General features: G+C 44.4%; 12 protein-coding genes. 1 reads left to right on the top strand and 11 read right to left on the bottom strand.

Translation table 11 applies throughout. The annotated features are described in order from the left end of the window. The 9 genes from IPM44_00580 to IPM44_00540 form a co-directional block, all read right to left on the bottom strand. Positions 1 to 1,083 carry a type IV pilus twitching motility protein PilT gene (locus IPM44_00580; GenBank protein QQS27362.1) on the bottom strand — a complete coding sequence of 361 codons (1,083 nt, stop codon included), beginning with the start codon at positions 1,081 to 1,083 and terminating at the stop codon, positions 1 to 3. A 207-nt stretch (positions 1,084 to 1,290) separates the two neighbouring features. After that, positions 1,291 to 3,084 (bottom strand): type II/IV secretion system protein, encoded by a 1,794-nt coding sequence (locus IPM44_00575; protein ID QQS27065.1) that lies wholly within the window; start codon positions 3,082 to 3,084, stop codon positions 1,291 to 1,293. Positions 3,085 to 3,108: 24 nt separating this feature from the next. Beyond that, positions 3,109 to 3,360: a hypothetical protein gene (locus tag IPM44_00570; protein QQS27064.1), complete on the bottom strand. Its 252-nt coding sequence runs from the start codon at positions 3,358 to 3,360 to the stop codon at positions 3,109 to 3,111. Continuing rightward, positions 3,357 to 4,094, bottom strand: a complete 738-nt coding sequence (locus tag IPM44_00565) for a hypothetical protein (GenBank protein ID QQS27063.1) — start codon at positions 4,092 to 4,094, stop codon at positions 3,357 to 3,359. The genes IPM44_00570 and IPM44_00565 overlap by 4 nt, the downstream gene beginning before the upstream one ends. Next, on the bottom strand, positions 4,094 to 4,720 hold the full coding sequence (locus tag IPM44_00560) for a PilN domain-containing protein (GenBank protein ID QQS27062.1): 627 nt from the start codon (positions 4,718 to 4,720) through the stop codon (positions 4,094 to 4,096). The genes IPM44_00565 and IPM44_00560 overlap by 1 nt, the downstream gene beginning before the upstream one ends. 3 nt (positions 4,721 to 4,723) lie before the next feature. Continuing rightward, entirely contained in the window at positions 4,724 to 5,761 is a 1,038-nt protein-coding gene (gene pilM / locus IPM44_00555) for a type IV pilus assembly protein PilM (GenBank protein QQS27061.1), read from the bottom strand. Positions 5,762 to 5,849: 88 nt separating this feature from the next. Then, positions 5,850 to 12,197 (bottom strand): hypothetical protein, encoded by a 6,348-nt coding sequence (locus IPM44_00550; GenBank protein QQS27060.1) that lies wholly within the window; start codon positions 12,195 to 12,197, stop codon positions 5,850 to 5,852. Between the two features lie 84 nt (positions 12,198 to 12,281). Beyond that, on the bottom strand, positions 12,282 to 16,274 hold the full coding sequence (locus tag IPM44_00545) for a hypothetical protein (protein ID QQS27059.1): 3,993 nt from the start codon (positions 16,272 to 16,274) through the stop codon (positions 12,282 to 12,284). A 104-nt stretch (positions 16,275 to 16,378) separates the two neighbouring features. Next, positions 16,379 to 18,205, bottom strand: coding sequence for a hypothetical protein (locus tag IPM44_00540; GenBank protein ID QQS27058.1), 1,827 nt, complete (start codon positions 18,203 to 18,205; stop codon positions 16,379 to 16,381). Between the two features lie 81 nt (positions 18,206 to 18,286). Here IPM44_00540 and ychF point away from each other — a divergent pair, with 81 nt between their 5' ends. After that, positions 18,287 to 19,366, top strand: a complete 1,080-nt coding sequence (gene ychF, locus IPM44_00535) for a redox-regulated ATPase YchF (protein ID QQS27057.1) — start codon at positions 18,287 to 18,289, stop codon at positions 19,364 to 19,366. 128 nt (positions 19,367 to 19,494) lie between these two features. Here ychF and IPM44_00530 read toward each other — a convergent pair whose 3' ends face one another. Both IPM44_00530 and IPM44_00525 read right to left on the bottom strand, forming a co-directional pair. Next, positions 19,495 to 20,055, bottom strand: a complete 561-nt coding sequence (locus tag IPM44_00530; protein ID QQS27056.1) for an elongation factor P — start codon at positions 20,053 to 20,055, stop codon at positions 19,495 to 19,497. Between the two features lie 155 nt (positions 20,056 to 20,210). Next, a complete protein-coding gene (locus tag IPM44_00525; GenBank protein QQS27055.1) occupies positions 20,211 to 20,423 on the bottom strand; it encodes a 30S ribosomal protein S18 in 213 nt (70 codons plus the stop codon).

Here is a 20,423-nt window from a genome sequence, read left to right as displayed (position 1 = left end):
TTAGTGTCGCATTAAGCGATCTAACTCCTCTAAGTTAACAGCATAATTCTTGGCCTCTTCATAGCTAATCTTACCCTCGTGAATGTGATGTGCAAGTGTAGCGTCCATGGACTGCATGCCGTATTCGGCACCAGTTTGAATAACAGCATCGAGCTGGTGGGTTTTGCCTTCACGAATAATATTACGTACAGCTGGAGTAACCACTAGAATTTCTGCCACCGCCATACGGCCACCACCAATCATCGGAATGAGTCGTTGCGCCACAATCCCTTGCAATACGCTAGATAACTGAATACGGATTTGCTGCTGTTGGTGGGGTGGGAAAACATCTACCATACGGTCAATCGACTGAGCTGCCGAGTTAGTGTGAAGTGTGGCAAACACCAAGTGGCCAGTTTCTGCCACCGTAATGGCGGTGGAGATAGTTTCTAGGTCGCGCATCTCACCGATAAGCACTACGTTGGGATCTTCCCGCAAGCTGGAGCGAAGTGCGGAGGAGAAGCTCTTGGTATCAAAGTGTACTTCGCGCTGAACCACAATAGATTTCTTATGATGATGCTGATATTCGATAGGATCTTCAATGGTGATGATATGCACCGCCCGCTCACGATTCACTTTATCGAGCATACCAGCCAAGGTAGTAGATTTACCCGAACCAGTTGGGCCAGTAACCAGCACCAAGCCACGCGGAAATTCGGTTAGCTTATTCATAATCGGCGGTAAACCAAGATCTTCTACGGTCCGAATTTTGTTTGGAATAAGTCGAAACGCACCAGCTGGGTTACCCTTTTCGTGGAAGGCATTAACACGAAAACGACCCAAATCGCCATACGCAAAAGAAAAGTCAATTTCTTTATCTTTCAGGTACACTTCGCGTTGATCATCATCGAGGAGGCTAAAAATAATATCATCAATACCTTCGGCAGTCAGTGGTTCCACATCTTTAATTGGTTCCAATGCCCCGTCAACGCGCAACATTGGTGGTAAGCCAACCTGAATATGGATATCTGAAGCATCTCGACGGATAACTTCCTCCAAATACGGCTCGATGGAAAGCTTGCCGGCATGTTGACTCGAATCCATCTGGTGCACTTGATCGGCCGCACTTACTTCTGCAGCTGGAGCCGGTGCGGGGCTTTGGCTTGGAGCTACCGGAGCCGGAGTTTGAGTTTGGGCTGCTGGCGGTACACTAGAAACTACCCCACTTACTCCATCAATAGGAATTCCGCTGGGCTGGGCTGGGCTGTTTGGATCTGTTGGCTGCATAATAATTCCTCTTAAATATAATTACTAATGATCGGTTGCCACACGTGCCACTTCTTCTACGGTGGTCACACCTGTTAATGCCTTTAGATAGCCATCTTGTTGCATAGTCAGCATGCCATCTTTGATTGCCTGGTTCTGAATATCGTTGGTGGTTGCCCTACTGAGCAAGAGCTTTTCCATCGCTGGATTCATCTCAAACACCTCAAAGATACCAATACGACCAGAGTAACCATCTTTACATTCGTCGCAGCCTACCCCCCTATATAAAGTATAAGCGTTTTGACTATAGAGTGGCAAACCCTCGTATCCATATTCTTGCTCTTTAGCCTGCACTTCGGCCTGAGTTTTAGGTAAAAATGAACCTATAATCTTATTAATTAGCTCCACCGCTGTGCCCGGCGCCGCATAAGCTTGCTTACACTTTTGACAAACGCGACGCACTAGGCGCTGGCCAATTACAGTGTTGACGGTTGAGGCAATCAAAAATGGCTCAATCTTCATATCTAGCATACGTGGTAAAACACCAGCTGCGGAGTTGGTGTGGAGTGTGGAAAGTACTGTGTGTCCAGTCAACGCTGCCTGCACGGCTAGATCGGCCGTTTCGGCATCACGAATCTCCCCCACTAGCACCACATTAGGGTCCTGACGCAAAATAGACCGTAAACCATTAGCAAAGGTTAGCCCCACCGCCGTATTAACCTGAATTTGGTTAATACCCTCCATTTTATATTCCACCGGGTCTTCAAGCGTCACAATATTGATTGCCACCGATTTAATTGCCCCCACCACCGCATACAGAGTAGTGGATTTACCTGAACCAGTTGGGCCAGTTGATAGAATCATACCGTGTGGCTTATGCATACCAGATGTAATAAGGCGTAAACTACGCCCCCTAAAGCCTAGCGTATCCAGAGTAATATTTTGGGCGTTCTTATCCAAAATACGAATTACCACTTGTTCCCCATAGCTAATTGGCGCAATCGCAATACGCAAATCAACTTCGCGACCAGCAAAAATATATACCGCTTGCCCGTCTTGAGGAATACGGTGCTCATCAATCTTGAGATTAGACATAATTTTAATACGAGAGATAAGGGCTGCTTCGGTGGTTTTTGGTAACGTCATCACTTCCTGCAAAATACCATCGACACGAAACCGAATCTTCAGCTCTTTTTGACGGGGTTCAACATGAATATCTGATGCTCGTGAGTTAATTGCATACTCTAAAATAGTATTGAGGGCTCGAGTAATTGGTGCATCCTGAACAATGTCGTTGATCTTTTTCTGATCTTGAACAGTCTTTTTTTCAGCCTCAACTTCTTCTTTTTGAGCCGAAGCAATATTCTTTAAAACCTCTGATACTTCTTGAGAAAACTTCTCTTTATACATCCCCAGCACAAAATCAATACCGGCCTGAGAAGCAATATATGGATTAATAGTGTAGCCAGTTTTACGCGATATAAAATCGATCGCCTGCAAATTAGTTGGGTCAAGCAATGCAACATTTAACGAGCTATTAGACACCCCAAACGGTACGGCCATGTAGGTTTTGGCAATTTCAAGTGGTACCATCTCCAGAACCTTTTGATCAACAGGGCGATCCAGATGCATCAAATCAACAAAGGGAATCTTTTTTGAAATAGCAATTAGCTTAACTGAATCATCCTCAGATAAAGCCTTCATATCTAATAATACCTGTAAAAGTCCTTTGCTCTCTTTGGCGGACCGCAATTTTGCAATCTCCAACACATCGTGCGGGACAATATCGCCCTGCACAATCATATTTTCGATGATCTTTTGATTTTCTAACGTCAGCATTTTATAGTATCTACCTCGCTAGGGCTACAATGGGTTCTCTCGTCCACAAGTCTCGTTCGTACACTGCTGTGGCTTTGAGAAGTCCTCGTAACGCTCCAACTCAGTTAATTTTTCTTGATCTTTTGGATCGGATAATGGCACAGCCACCTTAGCTGGTACGCTAACCGATATACCAGTATCTTTTGGAGCGGGGGCTAATTGTGTATATAGTAGTACTCCAGTAATCGCAATTAGCGCAACCGCTATTACCAGCCCTATAATATCTCGTTTTTTCATTCGTATTTTCCTTTATCAGCTTCGTATTCATCAATTTTTACATCTGTGCTATTGATTGAAGGTTTTGGCATGGCATAAATTTTGTACTGCATATCCAATGAAAAGCTACCCTGTTCACTCGAAATCTTCATTGTTGAAAAGTCAAAGATACGTGATGATGATTCTAGCGCTTGTAAGAAGCTAATTACTGCTTCTTGCGATCCAGTGGCCTTAATTGCAATTAAACTAGACTGAGATTTGCCAGCACCAGTTGTGTTTGGTGTGCTCCTTGCTGTAGTTGCAACTCCAGCAGTAGCGGTGCCCGGTTTAGTAATAGACTCAATATCTACTTGATAGTCTTTTTGGAGACGGTTAAAGATAGTTAAAATAGCTTCAAAATCTTCATTTTCTGGCAATGTGCGTTGAGTAATAAAATCAAATCTTGATGGCTTATCGCCATCTGCTTGTTTAAGTTTTAGGATCTCAGGTTCAGCTTCATCGAGTTTGGCAATTTTATTCTCCGAAAGCTTAATTTGATATTCCTGAGCTCGAACTTCCAGGGCTTTCTTAACATTAGATTGCGCCAGAGTATATATAAAATAACCCCCAACTAAAACAACCAGCACCGTAACACCAATCGCAATGATAAGATAATTGCGAATTCCCTGCATGGCAGCCTCCGTACCTGGAGTTTGCGGTGGAACCAGCTTTTTTTTGCTAGCAACAGGAGTGGCTGGCTTCTTAGTGGGTGCCATTATTTATTCTCCTCATTCGCCTTACTGTCTTCACGGAATTTCTTTACTAGCTTCTCATCAACTTTAAAGCTTACTTCAAAGTTGGCATTATCAGTCTGCTTACGCTTGGTAACAGCCTGAACATCAACATCGGTAAAAACTGGCACCCTATCAAAACCAGCAATCGGATTAAACTCAACATTATAAGTCTTTAAGGCATTCATAAAGAGTGCCACATTATTAAAGTCAGTCGCCTCAACCGATGCTTTGACCTTATACTCTGGATCCACCGATAGACTTGCAATCTTAATGCCAGGAGGTGCAGCATTAGCTAGTTGACCAAAAAGCTGCGAGATGAGAATTCGATTATTAGAAAGTGAATCAGCTTCGGTAAGAGCTCCATTAAACCATGCCACATCTTGCTCTACACCAGCTTTAGCAGCAATCTTTTTATTCAGCTCTTCGATATTTCCCTTGTTAGTAGCAAACTGAATATTGCGTGCACCCAAAAGCAGGAGTAATACCACTAAGACAATCCCTACACTACTGCAAAGAACCAAGCAAACCACCGTAACCAAGCGTTTGGTTTGCTGATTTTTCAGCTTTATCATACGGGCTTCGGGGAGCAAATTGATCCGAACCGACATAGCCTACACCATATTCCTTAACGCCAAACCAACCGATGTGGAATAACTTAACGCCATACCCGACAAGCGGTCTGTAAACTCAGTGGCATAGCTAATCTTCTGCCATGGATTACCCATTTCAACGGGTAAGCCCAGTGCATTTGCAAGATAAACCGGCATTTCTGGAATTGCTGCCGGACCACCAGTAATAACAATCTTCTCCACTTTACGGCCAGAGTTACTTTGGTAAAAGAACTCCATTGAGCGCTTAATCTCTTCTACTACATTATCAAGTAACGGCTTCATCGAGCGGTAAACTTGCCCCTCTAGCTTAGTTTGAGTTAGGCCAAACTTACGCACAAACTGCTCGGCCTGCACTTCATCGAGACCAAGGTTTTGAGATGTCACTCGAATAAGAGATTTAGCACCCACATTAACCGATCGAATCAGTCCCGGAATTCCAGCCGATATTAGGCCAATATCAGTGGTTAAAGAAGCAAAATCTACTACCACCACATCAATATCAGCATTTGGTACCATCGAGCGCGACTGAGCAATTGCATTAATATCTAAAGCCATCAACTCCAGTCCAGCTTGCTGGAAAATATTAAGGTATTTATTGGCAATACTGGTTGGTGTGGCAACCAATAATACATCGATCTCTTCAGCTTCCTTATCGCGAGTTATACGGAAAAAATCTAGCTTCACCTGATCAATTGGCATCGGAATATATTTATCGGCCTGGAAGCGAATAGTGTGGGCAATTTCATTATCAGCCATCTGTGGCAGTTTAAGCACGCTGGCAAATACTTTGCTAGCCGGTAAACCAGCTACAACATTTTTGGTACTCACACGAGCGTCTGATACCAGCTTTTTGAGTATCTCTGAAATTCGCGCCTGATCAGCTGGAGAATCAGAACTCATCAGTCCAAACGGTAATTCAATATCACCATAAGTAACGAGTGTGGGCTTATCATGAATTAGTTTAAGCTCAACCAATCGGATACCGGAGTTACCGAGGTCAACTCCAAAATAATGTTCATCTTCAACGAATAATTCCATGTGTTCTTATTTTAGCATAACTATTTTGAATTAGTACTCCCCCTTTTGCACCTATTTTGTTATGACGCCTCCATTTATTATCTATCCTCTAAAACCTAGGTCGGGCAGTATTCTTATAATACTTGGCAGTTTGCGCAGATGTACTGATATTTTCAAAACCAGGTGGTGGCATAAAGCTTGATATACCGTTACCAACAAAGTCTTCTGCCGGTCCACCAGTATAATAATTTTGTGGCCAACCGGCTTTTTCAGCTAGCCAGTAGGTAGCCCCTGTATTATCAGGAGAATCAAAATCTTTGCGCACACCATACAGATTACATACCCGACGGATACCAATCACATCTGACAAATTACAAAACTTACCAAACTCCTGAGGCGACTGTCCACCAAAAGCTCCACCTTCGTTATTACCCCAACGCTGTACCATTTCACTAAAATCAATATGATTACGCCCCAGAGTAAAACCAGACCCACCGGTCACACTGCCAGTGATCTTGAGTCGGTTTGCGCATTTTTTGGCTTCCGCATTATCAGCATTCGGTGCCTCAATTACATTTGGATCAGTCGTCTCACTGGCTAGTGGGTTAGAATCCAAGCCAATGCCAGCACCGCGTCGAATCCACTTGGTGCCGGTCGAGCCCGGTTGATCGGTCTTACCAGCATCTTCATTTAGCCCAGAGTTTGGCACATATTGATCACAGGTTATAATCCTGCCTTTGGCATACAATGAGGCATCAATTCTTTCCACATTACTAGCCACCACAATATCACCCTCCGATATAATGCCAAGATTTGGCACTGCATTCAGCCCAGCCATATCTGGCACTCCATTTCTCTGAAAGCTATACGGTGGTGATGTCGGAATACTAACCGTAATATTATCAGTAATATATATGGTTTGATCAGAAAGAATTGTAGAGCGACCAGCGCCATAAATGAAGCCGCCGAGTCTTCGATAGCCACTTTGTACAAACTGATTGGACGGATTTGATGGCGTATCAAGCTTAAATATAGTTGGGCAAGGACGATGCAATGGATTATTGGTGATATTTACAAGATACAACCCTCGCTCAGCCGGATTACCAGAAGCATGCCGCCCAAATGGGCCATCGTCACTATTATTTGGCTTTTGCTCAGTACTCCACTTCAAACTCGGCACGTCATAAGGCGCTGATTCCCAAGACCGATAATATTTAGTGGGTGCTGAAAGTTCATATGGGCCACCATCATCTTCTGGATTGCTTCCTACATCAACACACTGCCCATTATCGCGATAAGCGTTATTAGCCGTAACAATCAGCTGATCATTTTTAAGCTCTTTTGTACCGTCACCATTAGAATCCTCAGCCTGAGGAATATTCAAATCCATACCACCAAAACTACACTTTCTACTCTGCTGTGAAGCATTTGGCGTAAAACTATTTGGTGGGTCGGCAATGCCTAGCATATAAAAGTTTGTAGAGCAGAAGTTTGTCCCCCCACCCTCGGCGACAACCGAAAATTGAGCATGCAAGTTCATCACTGGCTTGGCACTGTCAGTTTTTAACTTAGCTACATTATCCACACTACCTGGATATGGATTATTATTAGTACGATTCTCAGCCTTATACATACCTCGAGCAGATTCAGGCTGATCTCGAATCTCCCCCAGTGCCGTTACATTACCATTTTGAACTCGATACCATGGCTTATAACTAACCTTGATCTCCATTTGCCCTTCGCAGGCTGTACCAAATACTTCCGTATAGCCAGAGCTTGGCTTGTACTGGCGCATTTGAAAACCAAGTGTAAACTTACTACCACCATCTTTTGGCGGATTTATATGCATTGTAAATTTATAGGTTGAAGCACTCGGATTTAAAGCGACTGGATAAACCTGCGTCCCATCAGCCATGCGATAATCTGGCCCAGCAATATACCAACCACGCGAATCATTTATACTTGCAGCTAGTAAGGTACCCCCCGTAACTGTCAGTTCGTGGCCAGTTGTAATTGACGCACCATTCTCATTTACATTCTGTTGCCAAAAGCTATGGCCGGTGTTCGTCACTGTCACATCGATTGTATTGGCTTGTGGATCATCTGCATCCATAATAGCAATAGCATTGAGCTGATTATTGAAGCTAGCCTGATCACAAGTTGCATTATTCTGACACTGATGTGTTAAAGAAGAAATTCTAGCTGGTGCATACTTCCAAGATCCAAATGCTGAGCCCCAATCTCTCTCGGAACCATAGCCATTTACTAAGTCGCCATCTGGGCTATTACTAGAACTATCACCATAGCGAGCATAGACCTCAAACGAACGACGATCTCCATCCTTCAATAATTCTCCACCCTGACCATTATATTTTGGTATATCTATACGTATTTGATGCGCATTAGGTCCACTAGTCTGAGTTGTAGCCAACATCACATCTCCACCTGTCGAACTATCGGTGCGCATTAAAGTAGTTGTGGCTGGCTGACCATACCGCCCAAATCGATAGTATGTCGTCACTGGTCGTGAAGGATCCGGCATAAATACCACAGTAGCTGAATAATTATCACAAGTTAGATTTGTATTTGTGGCTAATATTTTGGGCGAATAATAGAATACTTGCTCCCGGAAGCCAGTATCTATTGGAAGTCCCATTGTAAAAGTATTTGGGCCAGTTGTTTTAGCATCCTTACGATAACCGCAAGGCGATGTACCACTTGCATCTATCCCATAGCTACCCGTGCCCGCATTCCATTGTGGATTATAAGCCCACACGCCATTAGTTAGCAGGCATTGGCGTGGTCTTTGAGCGGAAATATTCCAAGATTGTGGTGTTCCTCCACTTGGCCAATTATCTGCCCCTGGTGCACCAGACCACATAATAGTACAGTAATTCTGACCAGCTGGGTCATTTAGGGCAGATGCATTATAAGGTGCAACAATTGGTGTATAGATAGGCCACCACAAAAAATACGTGACAGCCGTATACTCCGCCTGTCGACGATGATTTAAAAGACAACCATCAACATTATTGATTGGCGCAGTGCTCATTGAGCAATCTAGCTGATTTGGCGCACAGGTGGCTTGTGCTACATTGTAAGCATCTTCTCCATTATATTGTGGTAGGCCTTTCATCTGAAAGCTATATTTACCAGGATAAACATTGCGAACAATAGCAAGATTATTCTCTGCTGGATTAGTATTATTGCCAACGCCACCCGTTCTAGCATCTAAAGTCATACCATAGCGCAAAGGACTGTTACCGGTAATAAATTTGGCTTGAGTAATACTGCCGTTACCACCCTCATTAGTACAGTAAAAGCCCGAACTGGCAAAACTCCCATAATTATAACCCGGCTTAGTTGGCACATAATCCTTAGACGCACAAGCACCACCCCCAGATGCACCCGCAGGATCATCAATATCAATCATCGTTGGATTACTAGTAATAGGGAGACCACGCGTATTCATGCGCACGGGTTGTAGTTCAGTCTGGGTGCAAAGATTTCTTTTATAGTCATTGAATGCGCAGGGATTAAGGTCGGTATTGGCGGTACCATTGCCTCCTTGCATGTCTATCTTGCCTCGTACCTGAATTGTTACTGGTGCTGGCTTAAAGAAAAAGGTTACCCAAAGTTGTCCTCCAGCCGGAATTACTACACCATTAAACCGAGCTTGGCCATCTGGATTTGTATAATCAATGTTTAATGAATAATCTGTTGTATCATTGCCGCCAAGAATAAGTTGGCCCTGAGTTTGATTATTTGGCGCCAAAACAGCATCATTTGACGCACAACTAGACAGTGCTGAGGCTGACGCACAAAATGCATAGCCACGAATTCGCCAGCCTGCCGGAGCTACCGCACGCACACTATATGCACCACTGGAAGGATTAAAGTTAAGTGGAGCATTCCAAGCTCCAGCCTGATTATTGCCAGAAACCGTCTGAGCGCCAACCATTATAGTCCCAACACCTAAGTTGGTAGTATCGCTATTTTGAGTACTAGTAAATGTCCCCGGCCCTTTCTTATCTCCCTTTAGTGCCATTTGATTTGGTTGCAATACGTAAAATACCGGCCGACTACGATTAGCTTCTATCCAAATCGGCATCACACCATTAGAATTTGGGCTAACACCCGCCCCATCGGCTGGAAAACAATTGCTTGGATCAGCATTATCGCTACACTGATAAGTGCCCACTATCTGCCAGCCTGCCGGAATACCACTAGCTGTTGCTGTATAACTACCAGTATAAAGACCCCCATATGTAGCTGCCCCATTTGATGTAGTCTGACTCATTGTTGCATTTGAATAAGAATTTACTAAACCAGGCGGTAAATTAAAGGTACGTTGCAAGGTAACATTCGTCCCGCTACTACATGGTACATTCTGATAACCTGACTGTGTGCATGGGTTTGATAAAGCACCCGTAGAAGGATCTTTTACAAGTATCCCAGCTCTAACGCTAGATGGACGTGGTTCATAACGAAAAATCATTGATTGGGTTGAATTAACTGGTGTTGAACTGGCCGGAAAACCATAATAGTTTTGATTACCAGATGTACCATTATTCACTAGCTCCCAGCCAGTCGCAGTCCAGTCTGGTGTATCCTGAGCTTGGACAATATGGTCTTGAGCTTGATTTCTTCCATTTAGCGTAAATGGTTGCGTCGCACTTGAATCACCCACACTAGTATCTCGAACTACAGCACCAGCAACTTGTGGCGTTGCATTGCCGTAGCGATCAGCTTTCCATCCGGTAATATTGTAGAGAGGTGGTGGTGGTGGGGGTGGTGCATCAGGATAAAAGATAGGTGCTACCGCATAGCGACCAGCGCCGTTTGCAATACCATAATAGATATTCGCATTTCTCCAAAGCCCCGATATGTCAGATGGTGCCCATACAAGACCAGATCCAAAACCGGTTAATATTCTGTTTGGAGCCTGATAATCACCCGCGGTAAAGCCCTGGTAGCCACTAGGAGCTGACCAAGCAAAATCCCACACTACACCATAACAATTGAGCGGTATCACCATACCGTGCTGCACATTCGGAGATGTCCACGCTTGTCTTCCTTGCGCATTCATAAAATAACCAAAACCATTATACGGAATACACGTATCGGATCCAGAACGAACTACAAGTACCGTAAATGGATTATTAGTAATTGACGCATAACCCGCACTACCATCTGCTGGCCGCATCTCATACTGAAGGGGGTCTTGTGCCCAACAGTCTCTCGACCCTGAAGCAGTAGCTTTTGGTAGAAACTTGGCAAGCAAACTTACATCCGCACTACTTGTTGGTGTTGGTAGAATGTTGCGGCCATTATCCGGTATTGGTAGTTCATTATAACTGCTGTCTACTTTTCCCTCTTGTATAGCTTTTTTGAGGTATGACTCATAGCTTATGTATTCGCCTTCTGACTTCCTTTCGATACGCAAGGCTAAATACATACCACTATCAGATTTGAAAACCGGCGTAGTGTCCCCTACTTTCTCAAGCTTCTCTATCTCTGCCCAAGCGGACTTTGCATCACTAGCTTTCTGCCCGTGCTGAAAAGGATCATTTTTAGGGTCATTAACCGCTGACTTTAACTCCAGATAACGTACTATGGGGTCGTCAGTTTTATTAAGCCTTTCGTTATTCAATTCTACAGGCAGAGACGCGTTTACGTCCGTTGTTTTAATAAAGTCACCTGCGACTTGGCCTCCATTGAGTCTCGGAAGATAATCTTTTTCCAGTCGTTCAACAGCCTTACGCCCATATTCTTTTTGAAATTCTTCAGACTTATCCATGTGATTATCCCACCTAATATACACACCCAATAAATCCATCTCCGCAATTATCTTTGATTGTAGTTTTTGCTTTAATAAATCTAACTTAGCTTTATGATATAGAGGTTTTTCATCCCAGCCATAAAGATGTTGGTTGTATCTTAGTAAGCCATCCCTAGACCCATACTGCAAATACGCTGGCGCCAAATAAGAGTCAATATCATCTTGAGTAACTCCTATACCATACTTCTCAGCCCGTACCTCTAATCCAACTCTGGTCATTAGCTCATCGGCAGCACGCCTCTCAGATATACGTTTATCACTTTGCCCTTTTTGTTGATCATAACGAATATATGCGTCGCGCAGAGCTTCAAACTCAGACTGTTTTATGGATCGCCCCTCAATAACCGCATACTCATCTTCAGCCAGCTTTTTATCTTCTAATGCTTTATATGCAATAACTCCAGCACCAACCAAAAATATGATCAAACCAGCCAGTAATCCCCAGAATAATAGCCTCCGGCGAGATCTAGATTGTTCCTCTTTGGCGGACTCTAGTCTTGATTTGGCTTCTGCTAAAACCTGAGCTGAATCTGCATTCCGTGGAATGATAGACTCAGCTGACTCGGCCGAAGCCTTTTGACTTGGAGAAATGGGGTCTATGGGCTTTGGACTCATAAATAAACTAACAAACTAACCTCAAAAACGCTTATGTATATCGTACCTGAACACACTATTGCATACAAGATGTGGTTGGAGCTTTTAGAAGCGAGGTTGAGCGCTCTCAGACGTATAGCGCGCCTGGAAGAAATCTGGGTTTGAAAGATGCTCAAAGCCTGGTGGCGGCAAAATCAGCATCAATCCATTAAAGACAACATCTTCGGCTGGCTGACCATAATACAGGCCACGTCGCGCATCATATTCAAAATCGGCACTAAATCGAGAACGACCAATACGTCCAGCCCCAGCCATTGCACTAAAGTCCACAAAATTACGCCCCAGCATAAAGCCACCCTTAGATGCCATCACGCCATGTATTTTGAGTTGCTTACTACAACGTGCAGCCTGAGTATTCTCTGCAACGGTACCGCCTTCTAGCTTGAAACCGTTAGAAGTATTTGGGTCGTTTTCTGTCGATGAGCTTGGATTATATAAGTTCTCGCAAGTTTTTATCTTGCCACTAGCATAGAGCGAGGCATCAATTCTAGTAACGTCTTTGTCGATAATAATATTACCTTTTACAATTATCCCTAGGTTTGGCAGTTGATTGAGGGCATTCAGGTCATCTCGATTAAAACTTGGTGCAGAAGGCGCATTTACAATATTTGTATTAATGTAAAGATCGCCATCTACCAAAACTGTACCCCTAGACGTAACTAACATTGGAACGACAGGTAAAGGTAAACTTGGATTTGCACCCAATGTCTTATAGCTGCCGTCACGCACCCCATCTAGCACCCTTATAGTGGGGCAGTTATTAGCTGAGATACCCGGCAATGCACCACTACCATCATAAGTTCCACCATTAACATATCTAGCAGGGCCACTAGGCTCGGGCCCAGTTGACGGGCAACTGGTTGGGGCATCATCATAAGCCTGAAAAGCTTCCCGATAAATTAGCTCTTCGGATACTGGCGTCTGAGCACTCAAGGCTCGCTCCAAATTAGCTCTTAGCGCAAAGTTATATTGTTTAAAATCACAACTATTCAAATCAGACATCGTACCTGCATTACCATCACGACCAAGTATATAGGCATTGGTGCTACAGAATGGACCATTGCCGGCTACTTTGGAAAGCAATAAGTAAGTAGCCTCCAAATTGATATCATCTTTTTGCCCATCAGCTGTCGTTCCAGCTGAACCGGCGGCTCGTCGACCACCTAAATTACCACCAGTTAGCGATAATGCCTCCTGCCCCTTGATAACACCCATTGCAGAAACATTGCCATTTTGCGTACGGAGCCACGGACCATAGGAAGAAAGCACGCGTAACTCAGTTGAGCAAGCAGTTCCAAATCGTTGAGCTGCACCGCCACCATCTGGTATAAAGGCCATTTGAAAACCTAGTGGTGTAGTGCTATCAGAAGGGCTTGCCGTAAGGGTAACGGTAATAGGTGCAAAAGTCTTACCACTAATTGGGTTAGGCTGAGGATAAATCTTCTCTCCTGCAGGAACTGATGTACCAGCAACAATATCCCAGTAAATATCTGCCTCTGGTGTCAGAACTAGTTGATAAGTACCGGTAGAATAAGTACTCCAAATCGACTCACCATTATTCGACATGGCAATTGATATTCCCTCTTCTTGTCCACCTACACCAATAGTTACACGATTACCGGGGAAAACAGTACCTAAATTATTATTGCTACACAATGCGTTACGATTACAGCTGAGCGTGGTGGCGGCGGCGGCACCCCAGTCAACGCCATCTACAATCAAACGAAGCTCAACGGTTCGACCAACACCGTCTTTATACGCTTCAGGAACTGTAAAGCTAAAGTTTCGCCCCTGAATAATCCGCTGGCCAGCACCATCCACCAAATCAGCGCCGCCCACACGAGCATATGTCTCAATGGTTGCACCGCCACCACCAATAACATTACCCGAAATAAGCGCACAGGTTACCGATAGATTGACAGTTGGACGTCTACGGAAAATCCAATCCACATCTAATGTAGTACCATCGCCAGTCGTACCAGCCACATAAGTATAGGTTGTAGACTGGTTGATTGGCCCGCCATTTATTCGATATCCCAGTACATCATAGTTAGGCTCAGTCTCTACAGTAAACACATGGCCTTGATCGGCCCGCAAGCCAGGAAATGAATAGGGTTGACCACTGCTAGTAAAGTTGTTCGGCTGTTCACTCACAGTATTGTCAGCATATGCACCGATAGTTGTTCCATCTTCCTCTTGTTTTTCACCCGAGACTGTCATAAGTGGCGGATTCCATCCAGTGGTCGGAGGCTCTTTGCGCATCCTTACATTAATGGAATATCCGAGAGCACCGTTAGCAATACCCTGGTATAGATCGGGTGGAATCCGATAATGATCAGTATAAGCCGAAGCCCTATTTTGAACGATCCACTGGTTGGTTAGAAGTGTAACCTCAAACTGACTAGCGTCTTGATAATTTACCTGCTCATAGCCATATACCTTATTAAAGCGAAATTCCCAGCTCGTGTAACAACTCAGATTAAAAGCCCATGGATTATTTCGGTGGTCAAAAACATCCCAGCTAGCTCGTCCAGCCCAGTATCCAAAGTTTAATACACCATAAGCGTTCTGGATTGGGGCAGGCTCATCATTACAGGCTGCTTGTACATTGCCGGTACTTAATATTTGCAAAGTACTAATTGGCGCACCCTTATTAGTACGTATTTGCTCTAGTGGTATTAGCTGACCTGTAGCATAGTCGGTATAAATAATACTCATTGGCAGCCGATGGTTTGTAAAGCAATTTACTGCCCGGGCCGTGGGCACTAAAGCCTGTCGCATCGAATCTAGCATGCCGGTTGTATTATCTTGCTTGAGATCGTGCATATCAAACTGCTCTTGTCCATTACTACTGGGCTTTGGTAATGCATAATATTCTGTACTGAGCTTAGCGCCATCAATATACTTTTGTATAACTTGATCTATAGACCCTGCTTCTCCTTGAATCCTATTAGTAGCCCGAAAAATAGCATAATAACCAACCTTAGACTTAAATACGACTGTATTCTCACCAACAGCTAGCTTTGATATGTAGTCAATATCCCTTTCACCCTCTGGATACTGCTGAAAGCTAGCATAAGTAGTTTCATTTAAGCGTGGGTATTCAACTGTACGCACCCAGGGGCTACCGGGTGTTTCCATCTTCTTATCAAATTCTACATCTGTACTATACGGACTAATATCAGCAGCTCGATAAATCTCCTCTTTGCTGGCTCCGCTCTTAAATAGAGGCAAGAAATCACGCTCTAACCTAGCTTTTGCCTCTTGTTCATAAGTCGCCCTTTGTTGAGCTGTGGAATCATTATCCATGTTATCCCAGCGAATATATACTCCAAAAGCATCCGTTCCGCCAATCACTTTTTGCGCCAATACTTCTCGGTAATATTCAGTGCAGGTCTTCATAAAACTAACCTCTTTACTCCAACCATATTCTTGGGCTAGATAAGCATAAAAGGCCTCCTTCCCACCATAAGACTGATACTGGGTTGCCATGCGCGTGTCAACAATTTCCCAAGTACACTCAACCCCTTGCTTCACAGCTTCAGATTTTAGAGCCAGATAAGTAATAAGGTCTCTAGAGGCATTAGCGGCCACCACTTGACTATCCGCTGGTGTAGCCTGCTTTTTATTAAAACCCTGATAAGCATCTTTGACCTTATTAAACTCATCCAAAGTTGAAGCCTGATCTCCAACCTCGGCAAAATTACCAGCAGCCGGCTTTGGCTTACCGACTGAATTAAGTAAATTTGTACCGCGCAATAACCAAACTGCAGCTAGAGAAACTAGGATAAATAACCCTACAAACCCAGCAAAAACTGCTACTTTTTTCTTATTGACAGGTCGCTTAGGCTGGTCGGGTTTACCTACTGTTGATTCCAGTTTCTTTGGCGCCTGATAACCTTTTGGCTTAATCGATTCTCCGGCTTGAGTGGGGGCACCCTTTGGACGCACAACCTCACCAGCCCTATGCTCAGCAACAGGCTTAATGTTATTCTTGTTTGGCTTTGGGCCAATGCTATCGATCGATTTATTTGGCATTGATAAATAATTCCACGCACTACTTTCAAGTAAAATGCTTAAGTTCTATGCTACCGTTTGTAATACGCAAACGCAAGCGATTTACACATAAGTATTAGCAAAAACTATAACTTTGGCGGTTTTGCCGCGACGCCTCTAGGTTGCATTCGAATACGTGAGACTGGCTCCATGCTCTTCGGTGCCTGACTGAGCTGAGCCGACTGCTGTCCCGGCTTACGCAAACCAACCTTACGCCGACCTGCATCAACTGGTTGCGCAAACGATGCGTTAAAAGATGGTGCGTTACGATAATAACCATTACCATCGCGTGAACGTGTTACCGCCATGCTGGTATAGGCACCGCCATCACAGCGCTGTAGAGTACGGCACATCTCAACAAAAGCTCGCATTTCATCACGACTCGGTTCGCGACCAAAAAATTCTCGCATTGTACCCTGGGCTAGCTGAAACATAGCCTGCTTCACCTTACCTCCCTCACCCTTAACATCAATTAAATATGCCAAATCCGCACCTAAGCCAACCATAGAAATAATTACATCCTGATGTCGCTCATCTACGCCAAGTTTATCCATAAAATCAATTGCCTGACGAGTATTTATCTTTGATTGCTCTAATTTACTCAATCTCGCAACTGTCTCACTCTTACCAATATCATGCGTCAAAATAGCTAACCGCATCGGTGCCAATAAACCTACCGGCATCCGATCAGCGTAGGTTTCATCAAAATTGCGCAACACCGTTTCGGTATGCTCACCTAGTGTAAAGCCCTCCCATACACCGGCAGAGCCAGCAAAAATCTGCTCATAACCCGGTACACGCTGAGCATCTTGCATAATATCTCTGGGCTTTGCATGGGTATCAGTTAGTTGTGCCATCAATGGACTATCTGATTGGGCTTCTGGACTCACCAAGCCATCCATGGCCTGCGCCAACCCACCAAATGCCGTCCAGCTACGCTCGCGCTCGCGCTCTTTGGACCGACTGGTCTTAACTTCATCTAGATCAAAAAAAGATACAATCTCTATATCTTGGTCCAGAGTAGCAGAATAAACGGGCTGTTGTACGCCCACAATATGCGCTTCATGCAGATACTTTTGTACATATTCTAGATTAAGCGGCATATCTATTCGCTCTCCGTCCAACACCATATAACCATGGCTAAGATCTTCTGAGCCATTCACTAGTCTTGATATTAAATAGCCCGGATTAACTTTAGCCATTTGTCGAGAATTTATTGCACCAATTAATTGCGTTACCACTTCGGTAGATAAACCTGACTGAGTGACTAATCTATCCGTATCATCATCCGAAAAGAACCTACGCTCCCCGAGGGACGCAATATGTGGTATAAGCTGCCCCCAAGCGGCTCGATCCTGAAAATCTAACGGCGATCCTTCAGTTGGCGATACCAGAATCTTACTCAAGGCTTGGGTATATTCACTTATCTGCTGAGGGCTTAGCTTACTAATATCAAAGTTGTGATTAAATACCGTTGCGTCCAAATCATGCGTATCAATGCGATGAATTTCTGGCTGAGAAATAGACCCATCTCGAGTCCTACCAGATCTTGCTCTAGCAAAATCGGTTGCAATCTCCCGGTGTCCAGTATATAGAGTTGAGCGTTTATTAACGTTTGAATTACCAGTATTATTACCGCCATTACTAAAAGCCGGATCTACCTCCCATGCCTCAGTTTCGCCTGGATGCGCTGCACGACCATGGTATATCTCTAGCTCACTCAGCGGTATGAGTACCCCCAAACTCTTGAGTGTTTCAAGAGCACGATACTTCTCTGCATCCTCTAAACTACGCGAATGCTCAGTACGCGTTTGCAGTCCTTCTCCCTTCAGCGACAGATATGCTTGCGCGCGCGAAAAGTTTTCCGCACCTTGTCTATCCTGAGGACTATACTGTTTTTCGGACTCGCGCATTATTAACTAAATAATACCATAAGCATCTTATTGATAATGCTTTTGTTTTATAGCTGTCTGCACATCTGATAAAATAACCATATGAGCCTATCTCTCGGTATTGTTGGCTTACCAAATGTTGGTAAGTCCACACTGTTTAATGCCCTCACCAAGTCTGATATATTAGCCGCCAACTACCCATTTGCCACTATTGAGCCGAATGTTGGTATTGTGCCTCTGCCCGATAAGCGCTTAAGCAAATTAGCTCATGTTGCGAATACTCAAAAAATTATCCCAGCTCCGGTTACTTTTACGGATATCGCCGGCATCGTAAAAGGTGCTGCCGAAGGGGCTGGTCTTGGAAACAAATTCCTTACCCATATTCGTGAGTGCTCGGCAATCGTACAGGTTGTGCGAGCTTTTGAGTCGGGCGATATTATTCATGTGGATAACACGATTGATCCGATGCGCGATATTGAAACGGTTAAGACCGAGCTAATCTTGGCTGACCTAACAACTATCGACAAAGTCCTACCGCGACTTGAAAAAGAAGCCAAAACTTCTGCCGAAGCGCGTGAAGCTATGACCGAACTAACTAAAGTACGCTCCGCATTAGACGACGGATCGCTGGCTATCGCTCTATATGCCAATGCAATACCTCCGATCATTCGTGAACTCCAACTGCTAACCGCCAAACCATTTATTTATGTCTTTAATGTTGATGAGGCCGGGCTTGCCGACAAAGAGCTGCACAAAAAACTCTGTGCCAACGTCGCCCCGCTACCCGCCCTGGTGCTGTGTGCCGATCTTGAAGCCCAGCTCAAAGATATGCCCAACGACGAAGCCTCGGATTTACTCACCGAATATGGGCAAACCGAGTCTGGCCTCAATGCGTTAGCTCAACTTGGTTTTTCAACTCTCGGTCTCCAAACCTATTTTACGGCTGGTGAAAAAGAAGCTCGGGCCTGGGTTATTCCGCAAGGAGCAACTGCGCCCGAGGCGGCTGGCGTTATTCACACCGATTTTGAAAAGGGGTTTATTAAAGCCGAGATTGTATCTTCTGAAGATTTTATAACTTGTGGCGGTTGGGCTGGCGCACGCACAGCTGGCAAAGTGCGACTCGAAGGCCGCGATTACATCATGCAGGATGGTGATGTCGTACTATTTAAATTTAACGTGTAAATAAAAAACCACCGACTGTGTGTCAGTGGCATTGCGCCAAGCTAAACAGTCGGCAGCCAGACTGCGGAACATGTGGGATATCCAAGGTTCTCTCCTTCTCGATTGAAGAACCTGGATAATAATCAATATTATTTAACGCGCTCTAAGTAGGCCCCGTTACGGGTATCTACTTTTACCCTATCGCCGACCTTAATAAAAAGTGGCGCCTGTACTTCAATACCAGTTTCGAGCTTCACGGCCTTAGTCGCTCCAGCTGCCGAGTTTCCTTTATCTGAACCTGGCGCTTCAACTACAGTCAGCACAACATTTTTTGGCCACTCAAAGCCAATCACCCGGCCATGAAAAAGATATCCTTCAATCTCGCCACCCTCTAAGATATATTTTGGCAGATCTTCATCAATAGCCTTGGCCACTTCATATGTCTCATAGCTTCCAAGGTCCATTAGACTATGCCCATCACTTTGCGTATAAAGATACTGTAACTTTTGTCGCACTACATCAGCCGGCTTCACACGCTCGTCATTACGAAACGTACGGTCAATCACTCCGCCAGTAATGAGATTTTTCAGCTTAGTATTTACAATCGAACCACCTCGACCCATTTGCTTCTGGGCGTAATCGACCACCTTATATGGTGCGCCATCTATCTCGACTAATGTTTCTTTCCTTAAATCAGTTGGTCCATACACTGAACACCTCCTTAATTAATGAGTACTAAGACGTGTTTCTGAGTGAGCAGCTGCAAGACGAGGTTGAGTCTCGTGGACAAGTTGTACTTCATGTACATCCAAGCGAGATACAAAATTTCAACGCAGCAGATGCCGCTCAAAACGCGTCGAGTAGGTTACTTAACAACGAATGGTAAAAGCGCCATGTGTCGTGCCCGCTTCAAAGCTTTTGCTAACATTCGCTGATGTTTCATTGAAGCACCAGTACGCTTGCGGTTTTCAATCTTTCCTACACTAGAAACGTAGCGCTGTAAAAGCTTTACATCTTTGTAATCTATTACCGCTACTTGTTCTGCATAAAAACGATTCTGCTTACGAAATTCTGCCAT

This window comes from bacterium (assembly GCA_016700035.1).
In the GTDB taxonomy this organism is placed as follows: domain Bacteria; phylum Patescibacteriota; class Saccharimonadia; order CAILAD01.
The sequence above is the reverse complement of the archived record's forward strand: the minus strand, read 5'-3'. Positions and strand labels throughout refer to the sequence as shown.